The following is a 25,695-nucleotide window of genomic DNA, read 5'->3' on the forward strand; positions in this document are numbered from 1 at the left end:
GCCGCAGGGGTGTCGCAGACGCTTTAGAGCTGATGTCGTAGACGAATCACCAGTCGTGGGCCGGTAGTGGCCGGTGACGGCTCATCCCACCCGTGATTCGTTCACGACATCAGCTCTAAAGCGGGCGACCCCCTGCTCCGACGGGGGCCGCCCAGTCAGGAGAGGCCGCCGCCCCGGCCGTCCCGAGACCGACCTGGCCGCAGCGTCATGCGTCTCGAAGGCAGCGGCGTCGCCGTTCGACACCCTTGGTGAGCAAGAGGCTTGCTTCACGCCGGAGGCGTGACGCTGACGCAAACCTCTTGGTCAATCCCCCGACCCGGGCGGGTCAGTGCCGGGTTGGGCGGGGGCGTGGGGCGGGGCAGGGCCAGGTCGGGTGCGGTGAGGCCGGCACAGGGGTCGGTCGGCGCAGGGGTCGGTGCAGGGGGATGGGTCGGGGGAGGTGCTGGGGTCAGAGGCCGGAGAGGCGTTGGCCGGCGCGCACCACGGCCATGGCGTGCCGCTCGCCGGGGCGGCGGCCCAGCCGCTCGATGGGGCCGGAGATGCTGACCGCGGCGATCACGCGGCCGGTGCGGTCCCGGATCGGGGCGGAGACGCTCGCCACACCGGCCTCCCGCTCGGCGACGCTCTGCGCCCAGCCGCGGCGCCGCACCTCGGCCAAGGTGCGGCCGGTGAACTTGGACCGGGGCAGCAGCGGCATGACGGCCTCCGGGGGCTCCCAGGCCAGCAGGATCTGCGCCGCGGAACCCGCGGTCATCGGCAGCACCGAACCGACCGGCACCGTGTCGCGCAGGCCGCTGGCCCGCTCGGCGGCGGCCACGCAGACCCGTTCGTCCGCTCTGCGCAGGTAGAGCTGGGTGCTTTCGCCGGTGGCGTCCCGTAGCGCGGCCAGCAGCGGCTCGGCGGCGGTCAGCAGCACGTCCGGCGCGGCGTTGGCCAGCTCGCCGAGCCGGGGCCCGGGACGCCAGCGCCCCTGGGTGTCCCGGACCAGCATCCGGTGGATCTCCAGGGCCTGTGCCAGCCGGTGCGCGGTGGCCCGGGGCAGCTTGGTGCGTTCAACGAGTTCGGCCAGGCTGGCGCCGTCGACACAGGCGGCCAGAATGACCACCGCCTTGTCGAGGACGCCGACACCGCTCATACTGTGTCCCACAAGCCGAAACATACCTCCCAGAATTTAGGATGTCCAGATGGTGGGAGTCACTCCTGAGCCGAGGACCCTGGCCGAGAAGGTCTGGGACGCGCACGTCGTACGCGCCGCCACGGGTGAGCCTGATCTGCTCTACATCGACCTGCACCTGCTGCACGAGGTGACCAGCCCGCAGGCCTTCGACGGGCTGCGCCTGGCCGGCCGCCGGGTCCGCCGTCCCGACCTCACGCTCGCGACCGAGGACCACAACACCCCGACCGGGTACGACGACCCGGCGTTCCGGTCCCGCCGCGGTGACCTGCTGACCATCGCCGACCCGACCTCGCGCACGCAGATCGAGACGCTGCGCCGCAACTGTGCCGAATTCGGCGTGCGGCTGCACCCGCTCGGCGACGAGAACCAGGGCATCGTGCACGTCATCGGCCCGCAGCTCGGCCTCACCCAGCCCGGCATGACGATCGTCTGTGGCGACTCGCACACCGCCACCCACGGCGCCTTCGGGGCGCTCGCCTTCGGCATCGGCACCAGTGAGGTCGAGCACGTGCTGGCCACCCAGACGCTGCCGCAGGCCCGCCCGAAGACCATGGCGGTGAACGTCACCGGCCGGCTCGCCCCCGGCGTCACCGCCAAGGACCTCGTCCTCGCGCTGATCACCCAGGTGGGCACCGGCGGCGGTCGCGGCCACATCGTGGAGTACCGGGGCGAGGCGATCCGCGCGCTCTCCATGGAGGGGCGGATGACCGTCGCCAACATGTCCATCGAGTGGGGTGCCAAGGCCGGCCTGATCGCGCCGGACGAGACCACCTTCGCGTACCTCAAGGGGCGGCCGCACGCACCCCGGGGCGCCGAGTGGGACGCGGCGGTGGCCTACTGGCGGACCCTGCCCACCGACGAGGGCGCGACCTTCGACGCCGAGGTGACCCTGGACGCCAGCCGGGTCACGCCCTTCGTCACCTGGGGCACCAACCCCGGCCAGGGAGCGTCGCTGGACGCGACGGTGCCGGACCCGGAGGAGTTCGTCACCGAGTCCGAGCGGGCCGCCGCCCGCCGCGCCCTGGAGTACATGGACCTGCGCCCCGGCACCCCGCTGCGGGACCTCGCGGTCGACGTGGTCTTCGTCGGCTCCTGCACCAACGGCCGGCTGGAGGACCTCCGGGCCGCCGCCGAGGTGCTGCGCGGCCAGCAGGTCGCCGCCGGGGTGCGGATGCTGGTGGTGCCCGGCTCGGCCGCCGTCCGCGAGGCCGCCGAGGCCGAGGGGCTGGACAAGGTCTTCGCCGACGCCGGCGCCGAGTGGCGCTTCGCCGGCTGCTCGATGTGCCTGGGCATGAACCCCGACACCCTCAAGCCGGGCCAGCGCTCGGCCTCGACCTCCAACCGCAACTTCGAGGGCCGTCAGGGCCGGGGAGGGCGCACCCACCTGGTGTCCCCGCCGGTCGCCGCCGCCACCGCCGTGGTCGGCCGGCTGGCCGCCCCCGCCGACCTGTAGAAGGGCAGCCGCACGATGGACAAGTTCACCACCCACACCGGCACCGCCGTGCCGCTGCGGCGCTCCAACGTGGACACCGATCAGATCATTCCCGCCGTGTACCTCAAGCGGGTGACCCGGACCGGTTTCGCCGACGGGCTCTTCAGCGCGTGGCGGGAGGATCCGGGATTCGTGCTCAACGATCCCGTTCATTCCGGGGCGTCGATTCTCGTGGCCGGTCCCGAGTTCGGTACCGGGTCCTCCCGGGAGCATGCCGTCTGGGCGCTGCGCGACTGGGGTTTCCGCGCGGTGATCTCTCCTCGATTCGGTGACATCTTCCGCGGCAACGCCCTCAAGGAAGGCCTCCTTCCAGTCGAGCTCGAATTGAAAGCCGTCGAGGAGATCTGGGATCGGATCGAGTCCGACCCGACCACCCAGGTCACCGTCGACCTGGCCGCCCGCGAGGTCCGGGTCGGGGAGGCCACCTGGGGGTTCCCGCTCGACGACCACAGCCGCTGGCGGTTGATGGAGGGCTTGGATGACATTGGACTGACTTTGCGACACGAGGCCGAGATCAGCGCCTACGAGACCGGCCGGCCGTCGTTCACGCCCGCCGTCGCATAGCCGTACGCCCGATCGCTCATCCGTATTCGCCCCCACCGGTCCACCGGTGGGGGCGAATCCGTTACGACACAAGGGCTTTTTTCCATCGAATGTTTGTGTCCAGGCAGCACAGGGCATACCGTGCGCGCAGAATGGCTCGCGTCGAGTCAGTTGCACAATCGGGAGGAAGTCGTGAACAAGGCCGAGCTCATCGAGGCGCTCGCCGATCGCCTGGGGGACCGGAAGACGGCGACGGCAGCGCTCGACGCGGTCATCGCCGAGGTCCAGGCGGCGGTCACCAAGGGCGACAAGGTGGCGATCACCGGATTCGGATCGTTCGAGAAGCGCGTCCGGGCCGCCCGAACAGCGCGCAACCCGCGTACCGGTGAGGCGGTGAAGGTCAAGAAGACCTCCGTGCCGACCTTCCGCCCGGGCGCCGGTTTCAAGGAGATGGTGGCCAGCGGCAAGGCGCCGAAGGCCGCCGCGCCGGCCAAGAAGACCGCGGCCACCAAGACCGCCGGCGCGAAGGCCACGGGCGCCAAGGCGGCCCCGGCCAAGAAGACCGCCCCGGCGAAGGCCGCCAAGACCACCGCCAAGGCGGCCAAGAAGACCGCCCCGGCGAAGGCCGCCAAGACCACCACGGCCAAGGCGACCACCAAGAAGGCCGCCCCGGCGAAGAAGACCACGGCGGCGACGAAGGCCACCGCGGCGAAGAAGACCACCGCCACGGCCAGCAAGAGCGCGGCCGCCAAGAAGGCGCCGGCGAAGAAGTCCCCGGCGAAGAAGGCCGCTGCCAAGCGCTGAAACCGCACGTGAAGGGCGTCCACCGACGGGTGGGCGCCCTTCGGCGTATCTGGCGGGACGGGGCCCGGCCCGCGCAGACCTGTTGACCCGGCACGCCGGCCGCACGCAGAATCGGCCGACCCCCACCGGTCGGCGAAAGAGGGCCCGTGCGTCACCGCCACCTCACCACCGCCACGCTCGCCCTGGGCGTCGTCCTCCTGGTCGACGTGCTGCGGGTCTTCCTGCCGGCGGTCATCACCATCTTCGGGCAGGCCGCGTCCACCCCGGCCGAACTGCTGGGGGCGTTCGCGCTCGGCTGGTTCGTGCTCGCCCTCGCGGCGCCGGCGCTGATCCGTCGCGTCGGCGCCCGCCCGGTGACCGTGGTCGCGGCGGTGGCGCTGGCCGTCGTCCGGGTCGCTCTCACCGGCCAGCCCGGTGGCCCTCTCCAGCTCTGGCTCGCCACGGCCGGGCTGCTCGCCGGCCTGGTGTGGCTCGCCGCCACCGCGGCCGTGACGGACCGCCCGGTGCCGGGGCTGGCCGTCGGTCTCGGCGCCGGCGCGGTCCTGCACACCATGCTGGACACGTACCGGTCGGGGTGGGCCGGGGGCGCGGACGCCTGGCTGGCCGCGGTCGTGGTCGCCGCGCTCTTCCTGGCCGGGCAGGCCCGCCCGGCTCCGCCCGCCGGCGCCGGGGGCGTGCGCAGCTGGCTGCTGGCCGGCCCCACGGTGTTCCTCGCCGGCCTGGTGGCGCTCTCCCCGGCGGTCGCCCGGACCGCGACGTCGTACCAGTTCGGGTGGTTGAGCTGGCCTTCCGGCGGCGACGGGCCGGTGGCCACCACGCCCGGGCCGCTGCTCGGCCTGGCGCCGTTCGCGGTGGCGGTCGGCGGCTTCCTGTTCGCCGCGCTGGCGCCGCCCGCCCGCACCACCCGGTGGCTCGGCCCCGCGCTCCTGCTGGCGGGAACCGTGCTCTTCGTCGTGGGCGGTGGCGGCCTGCTGCTGCCGGCCGTCCTGCTCGCCGCCGCCGGCCTCGGCGGCTGCCTGGCGCTGCTCGCCGCGGCGGACGACCGGGCCGCGGCCGACCTGGTGGGGGCCGACGACCGGGGCAGGGCGGACGAACGGGTCCTGACGGTCCAGCGGGGTGCGGCGGGCGGAGGTGACACCGTCGACGCGCGGGTCACCACCGCCCCCCACCTCGACGTGCCGGGCCGGCGCGGCGGGACGGAGGAGCGTGCGGTCGCCGGCCGGCGGGCCCTCGCGGCCGTCGCGGGAATGCTCGCCTTCGCCGTCCCGACGACCGTGTACTACGCGGCCTACGACCTGGGCCATCCGAACGCCTGGGTGCCGGTGCTGGTGGCCGCGCTGGTCGGTGTGGCCGCGTTCACCGCCGGCCGCACCCCGACCGCCACCGCGCCGACCCCGCCCTCGTCGGCGCCGCCCCGGCTACGGATCGCCGGCTCCGCCGCCGTGCTGGTCCTGCTCGCCGCCCTCGTCGGCGACGAGACGCTGGTCGCGGAGAACCGGGCCGGGGCGTCCGAGCGGATCCGGGTGGCGGCGTACAACATCCGGATGGGCTTCGGCCTGGACGGGCGGTTCGACCCGGACCGCCTCGCGCGGGCCGTCCGGGACGCCGATGTCGTCCTGCTCAGCGAGGTGGACCGGGGTTGGCTGCTCAACGGCGGTCACGACAGCCTGGACCTGCTGGCCGAGCGGCTGGACCGGTGGTACGTCTTCGCGCCGGCGGCCGACCCGCTCTGGGGCGACGCGGTGCTGAGCCGCTGGCCACTGCGGTCGGTCCGCACCCGGGCGCTGCCGGCGGTGGGGGCGCCCACCGGGGCGCAGGCGCTCGGCGTCACCGTCGACTTCGGCGCCGCTGAGCCGGGGCTGGCGGTGGTGGCCACCCACCTGCAACCGCCGCCGGGGCGCGAACCGGTGGTCCAGGCCCGCGCGGTGGCCGACTTCGCCCTCGGGTACGCGGCCGGGCGGCCGCTGGTCGTCGCCGGTGACCTGAACACCGAGCCGGGCGCGCCGGCCTTCGCCGAGTTCACCGGGGCCGGCCTGACCGACGCGCTGGCCGCGGCCCGGCCCCTGCCGACCAGCCCCGCCGACGACCCGCGTGAACAGATCGACCACGTCTTCGTCTCGTCCGGTGTCGGCGCCGCCGACGCGGTCGCCCCGCCCGGCACCGCCAGCGACCACCTGCCGGTGCGGGTGACCCTGACCCTGCCGCCCGCCTGACGCGGCCCCTGCCGTCCGCGCCGGGGGCGCGGCCGGCAACGGCCGGTGGTGCGCTCGTCCTGCCGGTGCCGGGTCAGAGGCGGTCGGCGGCGACCAGCCGGTCGGCGGCGAAGGCGAGCAGCCAGCCACCGCCCTTCGGGGTGGTCCAGTCGTCGACCCGGCCGGTCAACCGCTCCAACGCTCCCGGAATCACCTTGCCCTGGCTGCACACCCCCGCCCGGTCGCCGGCGGCGGCCAGCCCGGCGAGGCGGGCGGCGGCGGCCAGCGCGCACTCGTCGGGCTGCTGACCGGGGCGGGGCTCGTCCAGCTCGCCGGCCACCTCGATCGGCAGGTCCAGCAGCGCGGCCGCCGGGTCGAGGGTCTGTACGCACCGACGCGCCGAGGCCGACAGCAGGCGGGTCGGGCGGATCAGCGCCACCAGCGGGGCGAGCGCCTCGGCCTGGGCCCGGCCGGTGACGTCCAACGGGCGTCCGTCGTCCGGGCCGGACCAGGTGGCGCGCTTGCCGGCGTGCGCGTGCCGGACCAGGGCGAGCGTCGTGGTCACCGGCGGCAGCGCGGCGAACGCGCCCAGCACCTCGGCGTCGTGCGGATAGCTGACCAGCCGGACCGCCTCGTCGGTGGCGAGCCAGCGCACGTCGTCGACCTCCGTGTCGGGCTGGAAGCCGCCCTCGCCGACGGCCCGCATCGACCAGTAGTCGACGGTCTTCGGCCGGCCCTCGCTGCGGTACCGCACGGTGGTGAGCCGGACCTGCGGCACGGCCCGCACGTCGGTCTCCTCGGCCACCTCGCGGACCGCGGCGAGCAGCGGGTGCTCGCCGCGCTCCAGCTTGCCCTTGGGCAGCGACCAGTCGCCGTAGCGGGGGCGGTGCACCAGGCAGACCTCGGTGCGGCCGTCGGCGTCCGGCCGCCAGGCCACCCCGCCGGCCGCCCGGATGCCGACCGGTTCCTCCTCCACCATCTCGTCACCCTACGTCCGGTTGTCCCGTCGTACGGGCCGCTCGGCTCGTCCCGGCGGGGAGCGCCGCGCCGCCGCCCACGCGGCCCGGCCCGGTCAGCCGGGGGTCCCGCCCACCCGGCGCAGCAGCAGCTCCTGGAGGTCGACCAGCGGCTCCTCCGGTGCGCCGGTGCGCCGCGTCCAGGTGCCGTCGGAGGCCAGCTCGAATCCGTCCACCTCGGAGCTGAACGCGGCGGTCAGCACGTGGTCCAGTTCGGCCCGCGCGACCGGGTCGCTCACCTGCACCAGCGCCTCCACCCGGCGGTCCAGGTTGCGGTGCATCAGGTCGGCCGAGCCCATCCAGAACTCGGCGTCGCCGTCGTTGCCGAACCGGAAGATCCGGGAGTGTTCGAGGAACCGGCCGAGGATCGAGCGGACCCGGATGTTCTCCGAGAGTCCGGGCACCCCGGGCCGCAGCGTGCACATGCCGCGGATCAGCAGGTCCACGTGGACGCCGGCCCGGGACGCCCGGTAGAGCGCGTCGGTGATCTCCTCGTCGACCAGCGCGTTCACCTTGAACTGCACCAGCCCCGGCATGCCGAGGCGGACGTGGGCGATCTCCCGTTCGATCCGCTCGATCAGGCCGCTGCGGATGCCCTGCGGCGCCACCAGCAGCCGCCGGTACGCGGTCTGCCGGCTGTAGCCGGTGAGCACGTTGAACAGGTCGGTCAGGTCGGCGCCGATCTCCGGGTCGGCGGTGAGCATCCCGAAGTCCTCGTAGAGCCGGGCCGTCTTCGGGTGGTAGTTGCCGGTGCCGATGTGGCAGTAGCGGCGGATCTGGTTGCCCTCCTGGCGTACCACCAGCGCGGTCTTGCAGTGCGTCTTCAGACCCACCAGGCCGTAGACGACGTGGCAGCCGGCGCGCTCCAGGGTGCGTGCCCACCCGATGTTGGCCACCTCGTCGAACCGGGCCTTCAACTCCACCAGCACCACCACCTGCTTGCCGGCGGCGGCCGCGTCGACCAGGGCGTCGACGATCGGGGAGTCGCCGCTGGTGCGGTAGAGGGTCTGCTTGATGGCGAGCACGTCCGGGTCGGCGGCGGCCTGCTCGATGAAGCGCTGCACGCTGGTGGCGAACGAGTGGTACGGGTGGTGCACCAGCACGTCGCCGTCCCGCAGCGTGGCGAAAACGCTGCGCGGCACCTCGCCCTCGGCGAGCCGGGGGTGGGTGGCCGGCACGAACGGCGGGTCCTTCAGGTCCGGACGGTCGGCCTCGCCGTAGAGCTGCCACAGCGCCGAGAGGTCGAGCAGGCCGGGCACCCGGAGCACGTCGTGCCCGTCCATGTCCAGCTCGCGGACGAGTAGCTCCAGCATGTGGTCGGAGATGGAGGCGGCGACCTCCAGGCGGACCGGTGGCCCGAAGCGACGCCGGGCCAGCTCCCGTTCCAGGGCCTGGAGCAGGTCCTCGTCCCGGTCCTCGTCGACCTCCAGGTCGGCGTTGCGGGTGACCCGGAACAGGTGGCACTCCACCACCTGCATGCCGGAGAAGAGCTGTCCCAGGTGTACCGAGATGAGCTCCTCGACCGGCAGCATCCGCACCCCGGGCCGGTCCCTGGCGACCCGGACGAACCGGGGCACGTTGTTGGGCACCTTGACCCGGGCGAAGAGCTCCGATCCGCCGTCGGGGTCGCGGACCGCCACCGCCAGGTTGAGTGACCGGCCGGAGATGTACGGGAAGGGGTGCGCCGGGTCGACGGCGAGCGGGGTGAGCACCGGGAAGATGTGCTCCCGGAACCAGGTCCGCAGCCGTTCCCGTTCGGGGTCGTCCAGCTCCGCCCAGCGCAGGATGCGCACGTCCTCCGCGGCGAGCTTCGGCAGCACGTCGTCGACGAAGCAGGCGGCGTGCCGGGCGACCAGGTCGGCGCTGCGTTCGGTGATCAGCTCCAGCTGGGTGCGCAGCGGCAGCCGGTCCCCGCCGCGCACCGGCAGTCCGGCGGAGCGGCGGCGCTTCAGGCCGGCCACCCGCACCATGTAGAACTCGTCCAGGTTGCTGGCGAAGATGGCCAGGAACTTGGCCCGTTCCAGCAGCGGCGTGCGGGGGTCCTCGGCCAGGGCCAGCACCCGGGCGTTGAAGTCGAGCCAGGAGAGCTCCCGGTTGAGGAAGCGGTCCTCCGGCAGCGGCGCGGCGGCGGGCGGCTCGTCGTCCGGCCCGGCGGGCGGCGGCGGAGGCGGCCCGCCGGAGTCCAGCACCTCCTCCAGCCCGGCCGAGGCGGCGGCCGCGTCGGGAACGTCTCCGGTGCCGACGACGTCCTCGGGGGCGCGCGGGGTGCGGGACCCGCCCCGGCGGCGGGCGCCGGTGCGGGGGCCGGTGGGATCGGCGGCGTGGGGCTGACTGGCGGGGTGCTCGCGAGGGGTGCTCACCCGCTCATAATCACCCGATCCCGGTTAACGCAAAATGAACTCGGTCCGGGTCGGTCAGGCCATCGTCGGCAATGTCACCCGGACCACCGTGCCGTCCGGGTCGGTCTCCACCCGCAGCCGCTGCCCGAGGCGGAGCAGGCGCAGCCCGGAGGCGTCGAAGGCGCGGGCCGGGAAGGCCAGCTCGGAGCCGTCGTCCAGGAGCAGCACCCCGGAGCGGGTCTGCGCGTCGAAGGTGGCCACCGTGCCCTGCATGCCCAGCACCGTACACCGCCGGCGTCAGGGGCACGCCGTGGTGAGCGCGGCGGTGCCCGGCCCGAGCCCCAGCCGCCGCGCCGCCGCGAGGTCCGCAGCGGTGTCCACGTCCCGGCGCAGCGAGGGCCACGGGCCGGTCAGCGGCAGCGCGCCGCTCGCCGCGTGCGCCCGCGCCGAGTCGACCCCGAACCGGGGCGCCAGGGCCACCCCGGGCGGCGCGGTGAGCAGCACGGTGCCGGTGCCCGGGGCGTCGGCCACGAACCGGCGTACCGCCGGGGGTGTGGCGGCCGCCGTCAGCGCCGCCGCCAGTTCGGCCGGGCGCAGCGCCGGCAGGTCCGCGGTGAGGGCGGCCACCCAGGCGCCGGCGGCGGCCGTCGCCGCGCCGTGCCGCAGGGCGGCGTTCAACCCCGCGTCGGGTGCGTCCGGCACCACCCGCGCCCCGGCCGCGGCCAGCAGCGCGGCCGCCCGGTCGTCGTCGGTCACCACCAGGACCTCGGCCACCGCGGGGCAGGCCCGCGCCGCGCGGACCGTGTCGGCCGCCAGCGCCAGCGCCAGCTCCTCGTGGGGTACGGCCGGCAGCGCGCCCCGCAGCCGGCTCTTCGCCGCGCCGAGGCGCTTCACCGGTACCACCACGGTCCACCTCGGCTGACCCACGCGACAATCCTGCCAGCGTCGACGGTGGTACCCGCACTGGCCGTACCCGGGGCGAGCAGGCATGATTTCCGCGGCGGGCCGCACCGGGCGGGTGCGACGCGTGGGGTCGGGGTGACGAGGAGGCAGGTTGACACGGCGCAAGCTGGGTTTCTGGCAACGTTTCGCCGTGGTGCTGGTCAAGCCCGTGATGCTGGCCTGGACCCGGCGCACCTGGCGGGGCGCGGAGCACCTGCGCGGCGACGGCGGGATCATCATCGTGCCCAACCACATCTCGCACGCCGACCCGCTGGTCTCGGCGCACTTCATCCACGACGCCGGCCGCTGGCCGCAGTTCCTCGGCAAGGCCAGCGTCTTCCGGGTGCCGGTGATCGGCTGGATCCTGCACCGCTGCAAGCAGATCCCGGTCGAGCGCGGCACCGCCGACGCGGTCAAGTCGCTGGACAAGCTGGTCGCCGCGCTGAACGCCGGCGGCGCCGTGGTGATCTACCCGGAGGGCACCACCACCCGGGAGCCCGAGTTTTGGCCGATGAAGGGCAAGACCGGAGCCGCCCGCCTCGCGCTGGCCACCGGCGCCCCGGTGATCCCGCTGGCGATGTGGGGCCCGGAGAAGCTGTTCGACCCCCGGACGACCCGGTTCGGCCTGCGGCCCCGCACCCCGGTGACCGTGGTCGCCGGCCCGCCGATCGACCTGAGCCGGTGGGCGGGCGCCACGCCGAGCCGGGCGGTCCTGGAAGAGATGACCGACGAGATCATGCTGAGCCTGCGCGACCTGCTCGCCGGCATCCGCGGCGGCACCCCGCCGCCGCTGTGGCAACGTCCCGCCCGTCCGCGTACTTCCGAGGTGACCGAATGAGCGACCCGAGCGGGCGGACCGCCTGGGGTGGAGCGGTGGTGCCGCGCGGCGGCGCCGACGGCAGGGAGGCGACGGCATGAGTGGCCACGTGGCGGTGCTGGGGGCCGGTTCCTGGGGGACCGCCTTCGCCAAGATCCTCGCCGACGCCGGGCGGGACGTGACGATGTGGGCCCGGCGGGAGTCGGTGGCCGAGGCGATCCGGTCCCGCCGCCGCAACCCGGACTACCTGCCGGAGCTGCGGCTGCCCGAGCGGGTCACCGCGACCGGCGACGCCGCCAAGGCGATCGCCGGCGCCGAGCTGGTGGTGCTCTCGGTGCCCTCGCAGACGCTGCGCGGCAACCTCGCCGAGTGGGCCGGCCACCTCGCCCCGGACTCCACCCTGGTCTCCCTGATGAAGGGCATCGAGCTGGGCACCACCAAGCGGATGAGCGAGGTGATCGTGGAGACCGCCCGGGTCAGCCCGGACCGGGTGGTGGTGGTCTCCGGCCCCAACCTCGCCCCGGAGATCGCCGCCGAGCAGCCCGCCGCGACCGTCGTGGCCGGCACCGACGCCCGGCGTGCCGCGCTGGTGCAGGCGTCGATCCGGACGCCGTACTTCCGGCCGTACACCAACGACGACGTGACCGGCTGCGAGCTGGGCGGGGCGGTCAAGAACGTGATCGCCCTGGCGTACGGCATCGCCACCGCGATGGGTTTCGGCGACAACACCCGGGCGATGCTGATGACCCGCGGGCTCGCCGAGACCGCCCGGCTGGGCGTGGCGCTCGGCGCCGACCCGATCACCTTCGCCGGGCTCGCCGGCATGGGCGACCTGGTCGCCTCCTGCTCGTCGCCGCTGGCCCGCAACCGCACCTTCGGTGAGCACCTGGGCCGGGGGGAGACGCTGGAGCAGGCGCAGGCGGCGACCCGGCAGACCGCCGAGGGGGTCAAGAGCTGCCTGGCGATCCGGGACCTGGCCCGGGCGCACGGGGTGGAGATGCCGATCACCGAGCAGATCGAGCGGATCTGCCACGAGGGCATGGATCCCCGGCTGGCCGTGGACACCCTGATGAGCCGGACCGCCAAACCCGAGTCGTACGAATGAGGCCCCGGTGACCGACTTCCACGACGGCACCCGGTGCGTCCGGGCCGGGCTGCCCGAGCCGGCCCCCGGCGACCCGTTCCTGCCCGGGCCGGTCTTCGCCGCGCCGTACCACCTCGACCCGTGGCAGGGCCCGGCCGCCTCGACCAACGGCTACGGTCGGCCCGACAACCCCACCCGGCGGCTGCTGGAGGCGGCCATCGGTGAGCTGGAGGGGGGCGACTGCCGGGTCTTCGCCAGCGGGCAGGCCGCCATCACCGGACTGCTGCTGGCCGTGCTGCGGCCCGGGGACACCGTGCTGCTCCCCGCCGACGGCTACTTCCCGGTGCGCGCCTTCGCCACCGCCACCCTGGAGGGGATCGGGGTACGGGTCGGGTTCGTGCCGACGGCCGGGCCGTACCCGTCCTTCGACGGCGTGCGGCTGCTGCTGCTGGAGACCCCGGCGAACCCGGGGCTGGACGTGGCCGACGTCGCCGCGCTCGCCGAGCGGGCCCACGCCGCCGGCGCGCTGGTGGCCGTCGACAACACCACCGCCACCCCGCTCGGGCAGCGCCCGCTGGACCTCGGCGCGGACCTGGTCGTCGCCTCCGGCACCAAGGCGCTCACCGGGCACTCGGACCTGCTGCTCGGCTACCTGGCGACCCGGTCGGCGGAGCTGCTGGAGACGGTGACGAGCTGGCGTACCGCCACCGGCGCCGTGCCCGGCGCGTTCGACGCCTGGCTGGCGCACCGTTCGCTGGCCACCCTGGACCTGCGGCTGGCCCGGCAGACCGCGAACGCGGCGGCCGTCGCCGAGCTGCTCGCCGGCCGCGCCGACGTGCGCGGGCTGCGCTGGCCGGGGCGGCCGGAGGACCCGGCGTACCCGGTGGCGTCGGCGCAGATGCGCCGGATGCCCGGGGTGCTCTCCTTCAACCTCGGCGACGCCGACCGGGTCGCCCGGTTCGTCGACGCCGCCCGGCTGGTGGCCGCCGCGACCTCGTTCGGCGGGCTGCACACCACCGCCGACCGGCGAGCCCAGTGGGGCGACGACACCGCGCCGGGGTTCGTCCGGCTCTCCTGCGGGGCCGAGGACACCGCCGACCTGGTCGCCGACATCGCGGCCGCGCTGGACGCCGCGGAGCCGGCCCGTCCGTTATCGTGAGGCCGGCCCGCAGCAGGCCCGACCGGGGGAGGTGAGTCCGATCCGCCAGACGACCGGACCGGCGCTCCCCGCCGGGTCCCCGTCGCCGGAGTAGGCGACGGCGGGAGCGCCGACGAGCGCCCCCGAGAGGCATCCCATGACACCGACCTCGTTCCACCCCGACCGGCCCGCCCTCATCGGGCGGCTGCGCGCCGCCGGCTGCGTCTTCGCCGAGGACGAGGCGGAGCTGCTGATCGCCGCCGCCGACTCGCCCGAGGCGCTGACCGCGCTGGCCGACCGCCGGGTCGCCGGCCAGCCACTGGAGTACCTGCTCGGCTGGGCCGAGTTCTGCGGCCTGCGGGTCGCCGTCGACGCCGGCGTCTTCGTGCCCCGGGGTCGTACCGCCCTGCTGGTGGAGGCCGCGGCGGCGGTCGCCGGGCCGGCGCCGGCGGTGGTCGACCTCTGCTGCGGCTCCGGCGCCATCGCCGTGGCGCTCGCCGAGCGGCTGGCCCCGCGCTGGCTCGCCGCCGTCGACGTGGACCCGGCCGCGGTGGCCTGCGCCCGCCGCAACCTCGCCGGCCGTGACGTCGCGGTCCTGCTGGGCGACCTGTACGAACCGCTGCCCCGCGACCGGCGGGGACGGCTGGACCTGGTGGTGGCCAACGCCCCGTACGTCCCGACGGCGGCGGTGGCGCTGCTGCCGCCGGAGGCGCGGCTGCACGAGGCGCCGGTGGCGCTGGACGGCGGCGCCGACGGGCTGGCCGTGCTGCGCCGGGTGGCCGCCGGCGCGGTGGACTGGCTGGCCCCCGGCGGTCACCTGGTGGTCGAGACCAGCGACCGGCAGGCCGAGGCGCTCTGCGCGTCCATGCGGGCGCTGGGCCTGGCGCCGAGGGTGCTGCGCGCGCCGGAGTGGGACGCCACCGCGGTCACCGCCCGCCGACCGGGCTGAGCGGGCCGGTCCGCCGGGCGGGGCCGGGCGGGCGGCCCGGCGGATCGTCCCCGGCGGGCTGGCCGTTCGCGGCATGGCGGGGGCGGGAAAGGGGAACTAGCCTCGCCATCAGGTTGGCGTCGGGAGGCGGTGGGCGGTTTGGACGTGCCGGTGGTGGTCGGCCTGGACAACGGGGGCACGAGCGACAACGCCACCGTGCTCACCCTGGACGGCCGGTTCCTGGTCGACGGGCTGCTGGAGATCCCCAGCGAGGTCCAGGCCGGTCCGGAGGCGGCGATCGAGGCGCTGGCCCGCGCGCTGGACGGCGTGCTGGCGCACACCGGCGTACCGCGGGAGCTGGTGCGGGCGGTCGGGCTGGACACGCCCGGCCCGGCCAGCGCCACCGGGGTCATCTCGTCCCGGGGCTCGACCAACTTCGCCCAGCCGGCCTGGCACGGGTACGACGTGCGCGGCGCGCTGGAGCGCCGGCTCGGCCTGCCGGTGGTCTACCACAACGACGGCAACGCGGCCGCGCTCTACGCCCACCACGTCCACTTCGGGGCGGACGCGATGACCCGGTCCTCGGTGTCGGCCATCGTCGGCACGGGGCTCGGTGGTGGCGTGGTGGAGAACGGCCGGGTGGTCACCGGCGCGGCCGGGATGGCCGGCGAGTTCGGGCACGTGCACATCCCGCTGACCAACCTGCTCGCCCCCGGCCAGCCGGAGCCGACCTGCGCCTGCGGCTTCGTCGGGGACGCCGAGAGCGTCGCCTCGCTGACCGGGATCCGGCGCAGCCTGCTGCCGTACTGGCTGACCCGCCACCCCGGCCACCCGCTCGCCGCCGAGCCGGTCGACCGGGCCGCCAAGCTGCTGCGCGGGTACGCCGAGCGGGGCGACGAGCTGGCCCGGGAGGTCTTCGCCCAGCAGGCGGCGGCGCTGGGCCGGCTGTTCACCATCGCGGCCAACTTCACCGACCCGCACGCGTACTTCGTGGGGGGTGGCGTGGTGGAGGCGGCGCCGGAGTTCCGGGAGTGGTTCCTCGCCGTCGTGCGGGAGCACACCGTGCTCCGCGCCGAGCAGGCCGCGGTGGCCACCTTCGCCCTGGTGCCGGACCGGGACATGGCCGGCGCGCGCGGCGTGGCCATCGCCGCTCTGGAGAGCCTCCGCGCCGCCCCGCCCTCCCGACCCACGCTGGCCGCCTGACCCCACCCGCGACCGCCCTCGGACGGCGCGGGTGGGGGACCGGTCAGGGGCGGGGCGGGGCGGTGGTGAAGGCGGCCCAGGCGGCCGGGGGGAAGAGCAGCACCGGGCCGGCCGGGTCCTTGGAGTCGCGGACCGCCACCAGGTCCGGCACGGTCGCCAGCTCCACGCAGGCGCCCTGGTCCCCGCTGTAGGTGCTCTTGCGCCAGTTGGCCGTCGCCAGCGCCGCGGTGATCGTCGGTGTCATCGGTTCCTACCGTCCCTTCAGCAGTTCGAGGAGCTGGTCGCGGCTGTCGGCGGGGCTGAGCGCGACGGTCCGCAGGTGTTCCATGATCTTGGTGCAGGTACGCAGGTCGCCGGGGCGGTCGAGGACCATCTGCCCGGCGACGGTCTCCACCGAGGCGATGATCGGGTCCTCCGGGTCGGCGAACTCCAGGATGTGCAGCGAGCCGCGGGTGCCGCGGTGGTAGCCGGCGGCCAGCGGGATCACCTGGACGGTGACGTTCGGCAGCTCGGCCATCTTCAGCAGGTGGCGTAGCTGGCCGGCCATCGCCGTCCGGTCGCCGACCGGGCGCAGCAGCGCGCCCTCGTCGATGATCGCGTCGAAGATGGGCGGGTCGGTGGCGGTCAGGCGTTGCTGCCGGTCCAGCCGGAGCTTGACCCGTTGCTCCACCTGGTCGTCGCCGAGGGTGTGCGGGCCGCCGCGCATCACGCCGCGGATGTAGTCGGCGGTCTGCAACAGGCCGGGCACCACCGACGGCTCGAAGTTGGCGATGCCGGTGGCCTCCGCCTCCAGGGCGATGAAGTCGATGGTGCGCTTGTCCAGCAGGTGCGAGTACGGCACCCACCAGCCCGGCTTGCGGGTGTCCTTGGCCAGCTGCACCGCCGCCGCGATGTCGTCGGACCCGACGCCGTAGAGGCTCAGCAGCGCGCGGACCGTGGCCGGACTGACCAGGGTCTGCGCGTTCTCGTAGCGGGACAGGGTGCTGCGGGTGCTGTTGATCTCGTCGGCGGCGGCCTCGAGGGTGAGGCCGGCGGCCTCGCGGTGGGTACGCAGGGCGATGCCCAGCCTGCGGGCCCGGGCGGTCTTCGGAGCCATGCGTCGATGGTGACATAGGTCCTTGGGAATGTGTGCATGAGAGAACGTCGATGAGAGTTGCATTCATGCGTGTCCACCTGTCAATCTGTGACGGCGTCCTCACCCGCGGTTGTCGTGGCGACGGCGAGGGTGAGTGACCGGAGGGGATGGGGCACGTGGCGATCGGGGTTACTCCCCCGTACCCGATCGCCACGGGCCCGCCGCCGCGCGGTGATGAGAGGCTGATGTGGGTGTCCGGATGCCGGGATGGGTCGTGATGACCAGATTCCTCGTCGTGCTCACCGACGTCCGTCACGTCGAGGGGGAGGCCCGCGACGAGCGGAGCCGCCCGGAGCGCCGCCGGCAGGTCGTCGGGGCGAACAGCCGCGAGGCCGCGGACCGGATCGCCGGCGCCTTCATGGCCCTGGGCATGGTCCGCGCCGGCCGGCAGCGGGTGAAGGTGATCGCGGTCGGCCGTCGGCACGGCGCCGACCGTTAGTCACGCACCGTATCGGTACGTTCGACCGTTTGCGAGGGCGACACGCGTCCTCCCGGGTATCGCCATCGGTCCGCCGCCACCCACAGTAAGGTCAACCGGGTGAGCCGCCGGCGGCTCCGCAGTCGCGTACCGAGAGGTGACCCAGTGACCACCCCAGGCAAGACCCGCGTGGCCATCGTCTTCGGCGGACGCAGCCCCGAGCACGGCATCTCCTGCGTCAGCGCCGGCAGCGTGCTCGGCGCGCTCGACCCCGACGAGTTCGAGGTGGTGCCCGTCGGCATCACCCGGCAGGGCCAGTGGGTGTTGACCACCGGCGACCCGGGCCAGCTGTCGATCCAGGCGCGCAAGCTGCCCGAGATCACCGCCGGCTCCGGCGCCGAGGTGGTGCTGCGCGCCGACCCGACCGCCGGTGGCCTGATGGTGCTCGACCCGACCGACGGGCCGCGGGCGCTGGCCGACGTCGACGTGGTCTTCCCGGTGCTGCACGGCGCGTACGGCGAGGACGGCACCATCCAGGGCATGCTGGAGATGGCCGACATCCCCTACGTCGGCGCGAACGTCTTCGCCTCCGCCGCGGCGATGGACAAGGAGTTCACCAAGAAGCTCTGCGTCGCCGAGGGCATCCCGGTCGGCCCGTACGTGGTGCTGCGCAACGGCATGACGCTGCGCGAGGAGGACAAGGAGCGGCTCGGCCTGCCGGTCTTCGTCAAGCCATCGCGCGCCGGCTCGTCCTTCGGCATCACCAAGGTCGACGACTGGGCGCAGCTCGACGCCGCCGTCGCCACCGCCCGCGAGATCGACACCAAGGTGCTGATCGAGGCCGCGGTCGTCGGCCGCGAGATCGAGTGCGGGGTGCTGGAGGGTGAGGCCGGCGGCGCCCCGGAGGCGTCCGTGCTGGCCGAGGTCCGGGTCGTCTCCGGCCACGACTGGTACGACTTCGAGGCGAAGTACATCGACGACGCCTGCGAGTACGACATCCCCGCCGGCCTGCCGGACCGGGTGACCCGCCAGGTGCAGGAGTACGCCACCCGCGCCTTCACCGCGCTGGACTGCTCCGGGCTGGCCCGGGTCGACTTCTTCGTCACCCCCGAGCTGGACGTCTACCTCAACGAGATCAACACCATGCCCGGGTTCACCCCGACGTCGATGTTCCCCCGGATGTGGGCCGCCTCCGGCCTGGAGTACCCCAAGCTGGTCAACCGCCTCATCCGGACCGCCCTGCGCCGCGACCGCTGAGCGGGACACCCGCCGACGTCCGCGGCGCGGGGCGGCAGCGGTCAGCGGCGGCAGCCGGTGGGCGGAGTGCCGCCCGAGGGGACCGAGGCGACGATCGTGTCGGAGATCGGCGACACCCGCTGCAACGCCGGACCGTAGGAGCGGGGCACCCGGACGGTGACCGGGACCTCCCGGTCCACCGTGGTGAGCGCGGTCGCCCCGGACTCCTCCGTCGCGTGCCAGCAGACCTTGTTGACCACCCAGACGTCGTCGGTGTCCCCGACCGCCGGCGCGGCGGTGCCGCAGGCCACGGTCAGCGCCGGATCGCCGTACGCGGCGTTCTGCTCGGCGCCCGCGGTGACCGGCCGCTGGGCCAGGTCGCCGACGGTCTGCGGCAGCTGCGACATCAGCGCCCGGCAGACCACGCCGGGGCGCTCGGCCAGGGCCGGGGCGGCCATCTCGACGGGGGCGGTGGACTGCGCCGAGGCGGACGTCACGGCCGGCTCCGGCGCGGCGACCGGCTGCTCGGGGGCCAGCTTCGCGAAGGTGAACCCGGCCACCGCGACGGTGATCGGCACCGCGACCAGGGAGGCGATCAGGGCGGCCCGCCGGGTCGACCGGTCCCAGCCGGAGCGGGGCCGGTCGTCGGTCGACGGCGTGGCGTTCCCGGGACGGGAGCCGGTGGTCGGGGAGGAAGTGATCTGGTCCACTTACAGTCGCACCACCGAACACGTGAGGGTGCGCGTGATGCCGGGCACCAGCTGCACCTTGCTGACGATGAGTTTGCCGAGCTCGTCGACGGTGTTCGCCTCGGTGAGGACCACCACGTCGTACGGCCCGGTGACGGCGTCGACCCGGACCACACCGGCCAGGTCCGCGATGAGACCGGCCACGTCACGCGCCCGGCCGACCTCGGTCTGGATGAGGATGTACGCCTGTACCACGACTCGACCTCCGTCCGTCGCCGCCCAGGGGCGGCCCGAAGGGTGAAACTACCTTACGGAGCAGGCGTGATCCCTATCGGTGGTCGAGGGACAGCACTGAGCGAGCGCGGCGAGAGGATGACATGAGTGTCGCGGGTGTCGGCGAGTTCGGCCTGATCGACCGGATCACCGCCCGACTGACGTACGGATCGACGTGTCTGCTCGGCCCGGGCGACGACGCGGCGGTGGTGGCCGCGCCGGACCGGCGGGTGGTCGCCTCCACGGACGTGCTGGTCGAGGGGCGGCACTTCCGGCGGGACTGGTCGAGCGCGACGGACGTCGGGCACCGGGCGGCGGCGGCGAACCTGGCCGACATAGCCGCGATGGGGGCCACCCCGACCGCGCTGCTGGTCGCCCTCTGCATGCCGGCCGAGCTGGAGACCAGTTGGGCCGAGGGGCTGGCAGACGGGCTGGCCGCGGAGGCGGCCCGGGTCGGGGCGAGCGTGGTCGGCGGCGACATGTCCGCCAGCCCCACCCTGACCATCGCGGTGACCGCCCTCGGCGACCTCGGCGGCCGGCCGCCGGTGGTCCGCTCCGGCGCGCGCCCCGGTGACGTCGTCGCCCTGGCCGGGCGGGCCGGCTGGGCGGCCGCCGGGCTGACCGTGCTCTCCCGCGGCTTCCGCACCCCCCGGCTGCTGGTCGAGGCGTACCGGCGGCCGGAGGTGCCGTACCCGGCCGGGCCACACGCCGCCCGGCTGGGCGCCACCGCCATGATCGACGTGTCGGACGGCCTCCTGGCCGACCTGGGGCACGTGGCGAAGGCCAGCGGGGTCGGCATCGACGTGCACCGGGACGCCTTCGAGGTGCCCCGGCAGATGAGCGACGCCGCGCAGGCGCTCGGCGTCGACCCGTACACCTGGATCCTCGGCGGAGGCGACGACCACGCGCTGGTCGCGACCTTCCCCCGGTCGGTGGCCCTGCCGGCGGAGTGGCGCCCGATCGGCCGGGTGGCGGAGGGCGCCGGCGTCACCGTAGACGGCGCCGCGCACGCCGGTCCGGCCGGCTGGGACCACTTCCGGTAAGGGCCGCCAGCCGTCGTAACCTTCACCGGTGAGTGAGATCGAGATTCGGCCGCTGCCCTTCGACTCGCCGGTGGCGCAGTCGCTGATCCGGGCGGCCCTGGCCGACCTGGGTCAGCGCTACGGCGGCAGCGGCGACGAGACGCCGGTGGACGCGGCCGAGTTCACCCCGCCGCACGGCGTCTTCCTCGTCGCCCACCTCGACGGCGAGCCCGTCGGCTGCGGCGGCTGGCGCAGCCACGGCGACGACACCGCCGAGCTGAAGCGGATGTACACCGTCCCGGCCGCCCGGGGCCGCGGGGTGGCCCGCGCGGTGCTGGCCGCGGTCGAGGAGTCGGCCCGGCACCACGGCCGCAAGCGGATCATCCTGGAGTGCGGTGACAAGCAGCCCGAGGCGATCGCCATGTACACCGCCGCCGGGTACGAGCGGATCCCCAACTTCGGCTTCTACGCCGACGCGCCGGGCTGCCTCTCCTTCGGCCGCCCCCTGTAGCACCGGTCGGGCGCGGCGAGGCGTCGTCGCGCCCGCCGCGGCCCGGGCCGAACTCGGACAATCGGACGAGGGGTTCGACCGGACCCGGACACGACAACACCGGCGGACCGTGACGGTCCGCCGGTGTTGGCGAATGTTCGAGCCGGAGGCGCTACCGCGTCAGGCGCGGGTGACCTTGCCGGCCTTGATGCACGAGGTGCAGACCTGCAGCTTCTTGGTGTTACCGCCACCGGCCGGGGTACGCACCGACTGGATGTTCGGGTTCCAGCGGCGGTTGGTCCGCCGGTGCGAGTGGGACACGTTGTGGCCGAAGCCCGGCCCCTTGCCACAGACGTCGCAGACGCTAGCCACGGGATACTCCTGGGATTGAAACGTTCATGAGGTCGCCGGCAGGTGCTGCACGGGCAACCTAGCCAGCTTACCCGATGACTCCTACCCCCGCCCAACCGGTCCGATGGACCGGTGGGGACGTGAGGGCGGTCACCTGCCACGACGGCCGGCCCGCCCGCCCCGCGAGGACACCCGACGAAGGGACGCCATGAGGCTAGTGCCCGCCCGGGGCGCCGGCGTGATCGGGGCCCGTCCACCCGCCGGCCGTCCTGACCCGCGGCGCGGTGGACACGCCGTGGTGGGCCGGCCGACCCCGGCGGGTGTCGGTGCGCGCCAGTAGGCTTCTGGCCGTGTTGGACACCCTCGACGCCGCCGCGGTGCGCCGCTGGTGCGCGAGTGGGCTCACCGCGCTGCGGCACCACCAGCGCGAGATCGACGACCTCAACGTCTACCCCGTGCCCGACGGGGACACCGGGACCAACATGGTGCTCACCCTCACCTCGGCCCAGCAGGCCCTGGCGATGGACCTGGAGACCCTCCCGGAGGACGGGCACACCCCGCACGGGCGCGCGCTGCGCCTGATGGCCCGGGGCGCGCTGCTCGGCGCCCGGGGCAACTCCGGGGTGATCCTGTCGCAGATCCTGCGCGGCCTGGCCGACGCGCTCGCCGACGCGCCGGCGGTGGGCGGCCGGCAGCTGGCCGGTGCGCTGCGCCACGCCACCACCGCCGCGTACGCCGCGGTCGCCCACCCGGTCGAGGGCACCGTGCTCAGCGTGGTGGCCGCCGCCGCCGCGGCGGCCGAGCAGGCCGGGAGCGACGACCTGCGCACGGTGGCCCGGGCCGCGGCCGGGGAGGCGGGGCGGGCCCTGGCCCGCACCCCGGAGCAGCTGCCCGAGCTGGCCCGCGCCGGGGTGGTCGACGCCGGTGGCCGAGGGCTCTGCCTGCTCCTCGACGCGCTGGTCGAGGTGATCACGGGGGAGAGCCCACCCCGCTCGGCGCCGGTGACCCGCACGGTCCGCCCGCCGCTCACCACCGTCCGGGAGTCCGGCTCCGAGGAGTACGCCTACGAGGTGCAGTTCCTGCTGGACGCCGGGCACGAGGCGGTGGCCCGGCTGCGCGCCGAACTGGCGACGCTGGGCGACTCCCTGGTGGTGGTCGGCGACGGCGCCTCGCCCGCCGCGTCCACCACCTGGAACGTGCACGTGCACGTCAACGACGTCGGCGCGGCGGTCGAGGCGGGGGTCGTCGCCGGCCGGCCGTACCGGATCTCGGTGACCCGCTTCGCCGACCAGACCGCGCCGGCCCCGCGGCCCGGCCCGCCGGCGGACGGCCGGGCGGCCGTGGTGGTCGCGGCCGGCGCGGGCATCGCGGAGCTCTTCACCGGCGAGGGCGCCACCGTGGTGCCCGGCAACCCCTCCACCGGCGAGCTGCTGGACGCCATCCGGGCCACCGCCGCCGCCCGGGTGGTGGTGCTCCCCAACGACCCGAACACCCAGGCGGTGGCGAGCGCCGCCGCCCGGGAGGCGCACGGGCTGGGGATCAAGGTGAGCGTGGTGCCGACCCGCTCGCCCGTGCAGGCGCTGGCGGCCCTCGCCGTCCGCGACCCGAAGCGGCGCTTCGAGGACGACGTCATCGCGATGGCCGAGGCGGCCGGCGCCTGCCGGTACGCCGAGGTCTGCCACGCCAGCCGGGAGGCGCTGACCGTCGCCGGCCCGTGCCGGCCGGGGGACGTGCTGGCGCTGGTCGAGGGGGAGGTCCACCTGATCGGCGCCGACCTGGTCGACACCTGCTCCGCGGTGGTCGACCGGATGCTGGGCGGCGGCGGCGAGCTGGTCACCCTGCTCACCGGCGTGGACGCCCCGGACGGCCTGGCCGAGGCGGTCCGGGCACACGTCGGCCGGCGCTGGCCGTTCGTCGAGGTGCACGCGTACGAGGGCGGGCAGCCGCACTATCCGCTCCTGGTGGGGGTCGAATGACGTCCGAGCCGTCGACGGTGGACACGCCGCTGAAGAAGCTGGTCGGGGAGAAGACGGCGAAGGCCCTGGCCAGCCACCTCGACCTGCACACCGCCGGTGACCTGGTCTACCACTTCCCCCGCCGGTACGACGAGCGCGGCGAGCACACCGACATCCGCTCGCTCGACGTCGGCGAGCAGGTCACCGTGCTGGCCCAGGTGCAGCGCACCGCGGTGCGGCCGATGCGCCAGCGCCGGGGCAACCTGCTGGAGGTGACCGTCGGCGACGGCTCCGGCGGGGTGCTCACCCTGACCTTCTTCGGCAACCAGGCGTGGCGGGAGCGGGAGCTGCGCCCCGGCCGCTGGGGGCTCTTCGCCGGAAAGGTCACCGAGTTCCGGGGCAAGCGCCAGCTCAACGGCCCGGAGTACGTCCTGCTCGGTGAGGGTGGCGACGCGGAGGCGGCGGCGAACGAGGAGATCGAGGAGTTCGCCGGTGCGCTGATCCCGGTCTACCCGGCCGCCGCGGCCGTACCGACCTGGGTGATCGCCCGCTGCGTCCGGGTGGTGCTGGACACCTTCACCCCGCCCGAGGACCCCCTGCCGGCCACCGTGCGGGCCAGCCGCAACCTGGTCGGCATCGGCACCGCGCTGCGCGAGATCCACCGCCCGTCCAGCAAGGAGGAGCTGTACCGGGCGCGTCGCCGACTCAAGTGGGACGAGGCGTTCGCCGTGCAGCTCACCCTGGTGCAGCGCAAGGCGCGGGCCGCGTCCTGGCCGGCGAAGGCCCGACCGCCCCGCGCCGGTGGGCTGCTCGACGCGTTCGACGCCCGACTGCCGTACGAACTGACGCCCGGTCAGCACGACGTCGGCGCCGAGATCGCCGCCGACCTGGCCACCCCGCACCCGATGCACCGGCTGCTCCAGGGCGAGGTCGGCTCCGGCAAGACCGTCGTCGCGTTGCGGGCGATGCTCCAGGTGGTCGACGCCGGGGGCCAGGCGGCCCTGCTCGCCCCGACGGAGGTGCTCGCCGCGCAGCACCACCGGGGCATGCTCGACCTGCTCGGCCCGCTGGCCCAGGCCGGTGAGCTGGGCGCCGCCGACGGCGCCACCCGGGTGGAGCTGGTCACCGGCTCGCTCGGCGCGGCGGCCCGGCGGCGGGCCCTGGCGGAGGTCGCCGCGGGGCGGGCCGGCATCGTGCTCGGCACCCACGCCCTGCTCTACGAGGGGGTCGACTTCGCCGACCTGGGGCTGGTGGTGGTCGACGAGCAGCACCGGTTCGGCGTGGAGCAGCGGGACGCGCTGCGGTCCAAGGCCGACCAGCCGCCGCACGTGCTGGTGATGACCGCGACCCCGATCCCGCGCACGGTGGCGATGACCGTCTACGGCGACCTGGAGACCTCCACCCTGTCCCAGCTGCCGCAGGGTCGCTCGCCGATCGCCTCGCACGTGGTGCCCGCCGCGGAGAAGCCGGCCTTCCTGGACCGGGCCTGGCGCCGGCTGCGCGAGGAGGTCGCCGCCGGCCACCAGGCGTACGTGGTCTGCCCACGGATCGGGGAGGGGCCGCAGAGCGAGGAGGAGCCGCCGCCGGAGGACGACAACGGACGGCGGCCCCCGCTGGCCGTGACCGAGGTGGCGCCGCTGCTGGCCGAGGGGCCGCTGCACGGGCTGCGGATCGGCGTCCTGCATGGCAAGCTGCCCGCCGACGAGAAGGACGCCGTGATGCGCTCCTTCGCCGACGGCAAGCTGGACGTGCTGGTCGCCACCACCGTGGTGGAGGTGGGCGTCAACGTGCCCAACGCCACCGTGATGATCGTGCTGGACGCCGACCGGTTCGGCGTCTCCCAGCTGCACCAGCTTCGCGGCCGGGTGGGCCGGGGCTCGGCCGCCGGGCTCTGCCTGCTGGTCACCGAGGCGGCCGAGGGGTCGTCGGCCCGGGAGCGGCTGGACGCGGTGGCCTCCACCACCGACGGCTTCAAGCTGGCCGAGCTGGATCTGGAGCAGCGCCGCGAGGGCGACGTGCTGGGCGCGACCCAGTCCGGTCGCCGTTCGCACCTGCGCCTGCTCTCCCTGCTGCGCGACACCGACCTGATCCGGGACGCCCGCGCCGAGGCGGTCACCCTGGTCGGGGAGGACCCGGAGCTGGCGCGGCACCCGGCGCTGGCCGCCTCGGTCGCGGCGCTGGTCGACGAGGAGCGGGCGGAGTACCTGGAGAAGGGCTGAGCGTGCCGTGCCTGCTCGCGTGACCTGACGATTTGGAGCTGCTCGACCAGGCTGGTGCTTGTTGACGGTGCGGGCCTCGGTGCATCGATCCGGCAACGGTGCTTCGATGCCTTGCCGCCCGAGCCCGGCATTTCGCGGCGGCCGAGCGCTTCAGGGTCTCCACGATCCGGGCGTTCCACATATCGGCGGCTCGGGCCGCGACCTGAGCGGGTCGCCGGCTCGGACGCGGGCG

At 74.8% G+C, this 25,695-nt stretch carries 25 protein-coding genes; 15 read left to right on the forward strand and 10 right to left on the reverse strand.

The window, feature by feature from the left end:
• Positions 1-448: 448 nt before the first annotated feature.
• Positions 449-1,135 (reverse strand): IclR family transcriptional regulator, encoded by a 687-nt coding sequence (locus AC5L3Z_RS13700; RefSeq protein ID WP_494842026.1) that lies wholly within the window; start codon positions 1,133-1,135, stop codon positions 449-451.
• 49 nt (positions 1,136-1,184) lie between these two features.
• Here AC5L3Z_RS13700 and leuC point away from each other — a divergent pair, with 49 nt between their 5' ends.
• The 4 genes from leuC (at position 1,185) to AC5L3Z_RS13720 (ending at position 6,229) form a co-directional block, all read left to right on the forward strand.
• Complete coding sequence (gene leuC, locus AC5L3Z_RS13705; protein WP_494842027.1) at positions 1,185-2,630, forward strand: 3-isopropylmalate dehydratase large subunit; 1,446 nt, start codon at positions 1,185-1,187, stop codon at positions 2,628-2,630.
• Between the two features lie 15 nt (positions 2,631-2,645).
• Positions 2,646-3,233 (forward strand): 3-isopropylmalate dehydratase small subunit, encoded by a 588-nt coding sequence (leuD, locus tag AC5L3Z_RS13710; RefSeq protein WP_494842029.1) that lies wholly within the window; start codon positions 2,646-2,648, stop codon positions 3,231-3,233.
• 171 nt (positions 3,234-3,404) lie between these two features.
• Positions 3,405-4,016 carry an HU family DNA-binding protein gene (locus tag AC5L3Z_RS13715; RefSeq protein ID WP_494842030.1) on the forward strand — a complete coding sequence of 204 codons (612 nt, stop codon included), beginning with the start codon at positions 3,405-3,407 and terminating at the stop codon, positions 4,014-4,016.
• Between the two features lie 146 nt (positions 4,017-4,162).
• Positions 4,163-6,229 carry an endonuclease/exonuclease/phosphatase family protein gene (locus tag AC5L3Z_RS13720; protein WP_494842032.1) on the forward strand — a complete coding sequence of 689 codons (2,067 nt, stop codon included), beginning with the start codon at positions 4,163-4,165 and terminating at the stop codon, positions 6,227-6,229.
• Positions 6,230-6,302: 73 nt separating this feature from the next.
• Here AC5L3Z_RS13720 and AC5L3Z_RS13725 read toward each other — a convergent pair whose 3' ends face one another.
• The 4 genes from AC5L3Z_RS13725 to cofC form a co-directional block, all read right to left on the reverse strand.
• Entirely contained in the window at positions 6,303-7,187 is an 885-nt protein-coding gene (locus AC5L3Z_RS13725; protein WP_494842034.1) for an NUDIX hydrolase, read from the reverse strand.
• 93 nt (positions 7,188-7,280) lie between these two features.
• Entirely contained in the window at positions 7,281-9,584 is a 2,304-nt protein-coding gene (locus AC5L3Z_RS13730; RefSeq protein WP_494842036.1) for an RNA degradosome polyphosphate kinase, read from the reverse strand.
• A 54-nt stretch (positions 9,585-9,638) separates the two neighbouring features.
• Positions 9,639-9,836 carry a cold-shock protein gene (locus AC5L3Z_RS13735; protein ID WP_494842038.1) on the reverse strand — a complete coding sequence of 66 codons (198 nt, stop codon included), beginning with the start codon at positions 9,834-9,836 and terminating at the stop codon, positions 9,639-9,641.
• A 24-nt stretch (positions 9,837-9,860) separates the two neighbouring features.
• Positions 9,861-10,490 carry a 2-phospho-L-lactate guanylyltransferase gene (gene cofC, locus AC5L3Z_RS13740; protein WP_494842040.1) on the reverse strand — a complete coding sequence of 210 codons (630 nt, stop codon included), beginning with the start codon at positions 10,488-10,490 and terminating at the stop codon, positions 9,861-9,863.
• 127 nt (positions 10,491-10,617) lie between these two features.
• Between cofC and AC5L3Z_RS13745 the strand changes: the two genes are divergently transcribed.
• From AC5L3Z_RS13745 to AC5L3Z_RS13765, 5 genes are all read left to right on the forward strand, one after another.
• On the forward strand, positions 10,618-11,343 hold the full coding sequence (locus AC5L3Z_RS13745) for a lysophospholipid acyltransferase family protein (RefSeq protein WP_494842042.1): 726 nt from the start codon (positions 10,618-10,620) through the stop codon (positions 11,341-11,343).
• A gap of 76 nt (positions 11,344-11,419) precedes the next feature.
• The gene (locus tag AC5L3Z_RS13750) at positions 11,420-12,427 is read left to right on the forward strand and encodes an NAD(P)H-dependent glycerol-3-phosphate dehydrogenase (RefSeq protein WP_494842044.1); all 1,008 of its coding nucleotides are present in this window, start codon (positions 11,420-11,422) and stop codon (positions 12,425-12,427) included.
• A gap of 7 nt (positions 12,428-12,434) precedes the next feature.
• Positions 12,435-13,565: a cystathionine gamma-lyase gene (locus AC5L3Z_RS13755; RefSeq protein ID WP_494842046.1), complete on the forward strand. Its 1,131-nt coding sequence runs from the start codon at positions 12,435-12,437 to the stop codon at positions 13,563-13,565.
• Between the two features lie 136 nt (positions 13,566-13,701).
• On the forward strand, positions 13,702-14,493 hold the full coding sequence (locus AC5L3Z_RS13760; protein WP_494842047.1) for a putative protein N(5)-glutamine methyltransferase: 792 nt from the start codon (positions 13,702-13,704) through the stop codon (positions 14,491-14,493).
• Positions 14,494-14,622: 129 nt separating this feature from the next.
• Positions 14,623-15,675 carry an ROK family protein gene (locus AC5L3Z_RS13765; RefSeq protein WP_494842049.1) on the forward strand — a complete coding sequence of 351 codons (1,053 nt, stop codon included), beginning with the start codon at positions 14,623-14,625 and terminating at the stop codon, positions 15,673-15,675.
• A gap of 43 nt (positions 15,676-15,718) precedes the next feature.
• On the opposite strand, the gene AC5L3Z_RS13770 is transcribed toward AC5L3Z_RS13765, so the two are convergent.
• Entirely contained in the window at positions 15,719-15,919 is a 201-nt protein-coding gene (locus tag AC5L3Z_RS13770) for a DUF397 domain-containing protein (RefSeq protein WP_494842051.1), read from the reverse strand.
• Between the two features lie 6 nt (positions 15,920-15,925).
• The gene (locus AC5L3Z_RS13775; protein WP_494842053.1) at positions 15,926-16,771 is read right to left on the reverse strand and encodes a helix-turn-helix domain-containing protein; all 846 of its coding nucleotides are present in this window, start codon (positions 16,769-16,771) and stop codon (positions 15,926-15,928) included.
• 256 nt (positions 16,772-17,027) lie between these two features.
• Between AC5L3Z_RS13775 and AC5L3Z_RS13780 the strand changes: the two genes are divergently transcribed.
• Positions 17,028-17,249 (forward strand): hypothetical protein, encoded by a 222-nt coding sequence (locus tag AC5L3Z_RS13780; protein WP_494842055.1) that lies wholly within the window; start codon positions 17,028-17,030, stop codon positions 17,247-17,249.
• Between the two features lie 144 nt (positions 17,250-17,393).
• Positions 17,394-18,485 carry a D-alanine--D-alanine ligase family protein gene (locus tag AC5L3Z_RS13785; protein ID WP_494842057.1) on the forward strand — a complete coding sequence of 364 codons (1,092 nt, stop codon included), beginning with the start codon at positions 17,394-17,396 and terminating at the stop codon, positions 18,483-18,485.
• 41 nt (positions 18,486-18,526) lie between these two features.
• On the opposite strand, the gene AC5L3Z_RS13790 is transcribed toward AC5L3Z_RS13785, so the two are convergent.
• Together AC5L3Z_RS13790 and AC5L3Z_RS13795 are read right to left on the reverse strand one after the other, a co-directional pair.
• Positions 18,527-19,174: a DUF3515 family protein gene (locus tag AC5L3Z_RS13790; RefSeq protein WP_494842059.1), complete on the reverse strand. Its 648-nt coding sequence runs from the start codon at positions 19,172-19,174 to the stop codon at positions 18,527-18,529.
• Positions 19,175-19,408 carry an Lrp/AsnC ligand binding domain-containing protein gene (locus tag AC5L3Z_RS13795; protein WP_132184827.1) on the reverse strand — a complete coding sequence of 78 codons (234 nt, stop codon included), beginning with the start codon at positions 19,406-19,408 and terminating at the stop codon, positions 19,175-19,177.
• Positions 19,409-19,530: 122 nt separating this feature from the next.
• On the opposite strand from AC5L3Z_RS13795, the gene AC5L3Z_RS13800 reads away from it, so the two are divergent.
• Positions 19,531-20,469 carry a thiamine-phosphate kinase gene (locus AC5L3Z_RS13800; protein ID WP_494842061.1) on the forward strand — a complete coding sequence of 313 codons (939 nt, stop codon included), beginning with the start codon at positions 19,531-19,533 and terminating at the stop codon, positions 20,467-20,469.
• A 28-nt stretch (positions 20,470-20,497) separates the two neighbouring features.
• Positions 20,498-20,959, forward strand: a complete 462-nt coding sequence (locus tag AC5L3Z_RS13805) for a GNAT family N-acetyltransferase (RefSeq protein WP_494842063.1) — start codon at positions 20,498-20,500, stop codon at positions 20,957-20,959.
• Positions 20,960-21,118: 159 nt separating this feature from the next.
• Here the strand turns inward: AC5L3Z_RS13805 and rpmB are convergent, their stop codons facing one another.
• Positions 21,119-21,310 carry a 50S ribosomal protein L28 gene (gene rpmB / locus AC5L3Z_RS13810; RefSeq protein ID WP_007456456.1) on the reverse strand — a complete coding sequence of 64 codons (192 nt, stop codon included), beginning with the start codon at positions 21,308-21,310 and terminating at the stop codon, positions 21,119-21,121.
• Between the two features lie 329 nt (positions 21,311-21,639).
• Between rpmB and AC5L3Z_RS13815 the strand changes: the two genes are divergently transcribed.
• On the forward strand, positions 21,640-23,265 hold the full coding sequence (locus AC5L3Z_RS13815) for a DAK2 domain-containing protein (RefSeq protein ID WP_494842066.1): 1,626 nt from the start codon (positions 21,640-21,642) through the stop codon (positions 23,263-23,265).
• Positions 23,262-25,463, forward strand: a complete 2,202-nt coding sequence (recG, locus tag AC5L3Z_RS13820) for an ATP-dependent DNA helicase RecG (RefSeq protein ID WP_494842068.1) — start codon at positions 23,262-23,264, stop codon at positions 25,461-25,463. Before AC5L3Z_RS13815 ends, recG begins: the two co-directional genes overlap by 4 nt.
• The last annotated feature ends 232 nt before the right edge of the window (positions 25,464-25,695 follow it).

Source organism: Micromonospora sp. LZ37 (assembly GCF_059359015.1).

Coding starts and splice junctions, on each gene's coding strand:
- AC5L3Z_RS13700 (WP_494842026.1), bottom strand. CDS start 1,135: ATGAGCGGTGTCGGCGTCCTCGACAAGGCGGTGGTCATTCTGGCCGCC.
- leuC (WP_494842027.1), top strand. CDS start 1,185: ATGGTGGGAGTCACTCCTGAGCCGAGGACCCTGGCCGAGAAGGTCTGG.
- AC5L3Z_RS13760 (WP_494842047.1), top strand. CDS start 13,702: ATGACACCGACCTCGTTCCACCCCGACCGGCCCGCCCTCATCGGGCGG.
- AC5L3Z_RS13800 (WP_494842061.1), top strand. CDS start 19,531: ATGAGTGTCGCGGGTGTCGGCGAGTTCGGCCTGATCGACCGGATCACC.
- AC5L3Z_RS13725 (WP_494842034.1), bottom strand. CDS start 7,187: ATGGTGGAGGAGGAACCGGTCGGCATCCGGGCGGCCGGCGGGGTGGCC.
- recG (WP_494842068.1), top strand. CDS start 23,262: ATGACGTCCGAGCCGTCGACGGTGGACACGCCGCTGAAGAAGCTGGTC.
- leuD (WP_494842029.1), top strand. CDS start 2,646: ATGGACAAGTTCACCACCCACACCGGCACCGCCGTGCCGCTGCGGCGC.
- AC5L3Z_RS13770 (WP_494842051.1), bottom strand. CDS start 15,919: ATGACACCGACGATCACCGCGGCGCTGGCGACGGCCAACTGGCGCAAG.
- AC5L3Z_RS13735 (WP_494842038.1), bottom strand. CDS start 9,836: ATGCAGGGCACGGTGGCCACCTTCGACGCGCAGACCCGCTCCGGGGTG.
- AC5L3Z_RS13780 (WP_494842055.1), top strand. CDS start 17,028: ATGACCAGATTCCTCGTCGTGCTCACCGACGTCCGTCACGTCGAGGGG.
- AC5L3Z_RS13775 (WP_494842053.1), bottom strand. CDS start 16,771: ATGGCTCCGAAGACCGCCCGGGCCCGCAGGCTGGGCATCGCCCTGCGT.
- AC5L3Z_RS13750 (WP_494842044.1), top strand. CDS start 11,420: ATGAGTGGCCACGTGGCGGTGCTGGGGGCCGGTTCCTGGGGGACCGCC.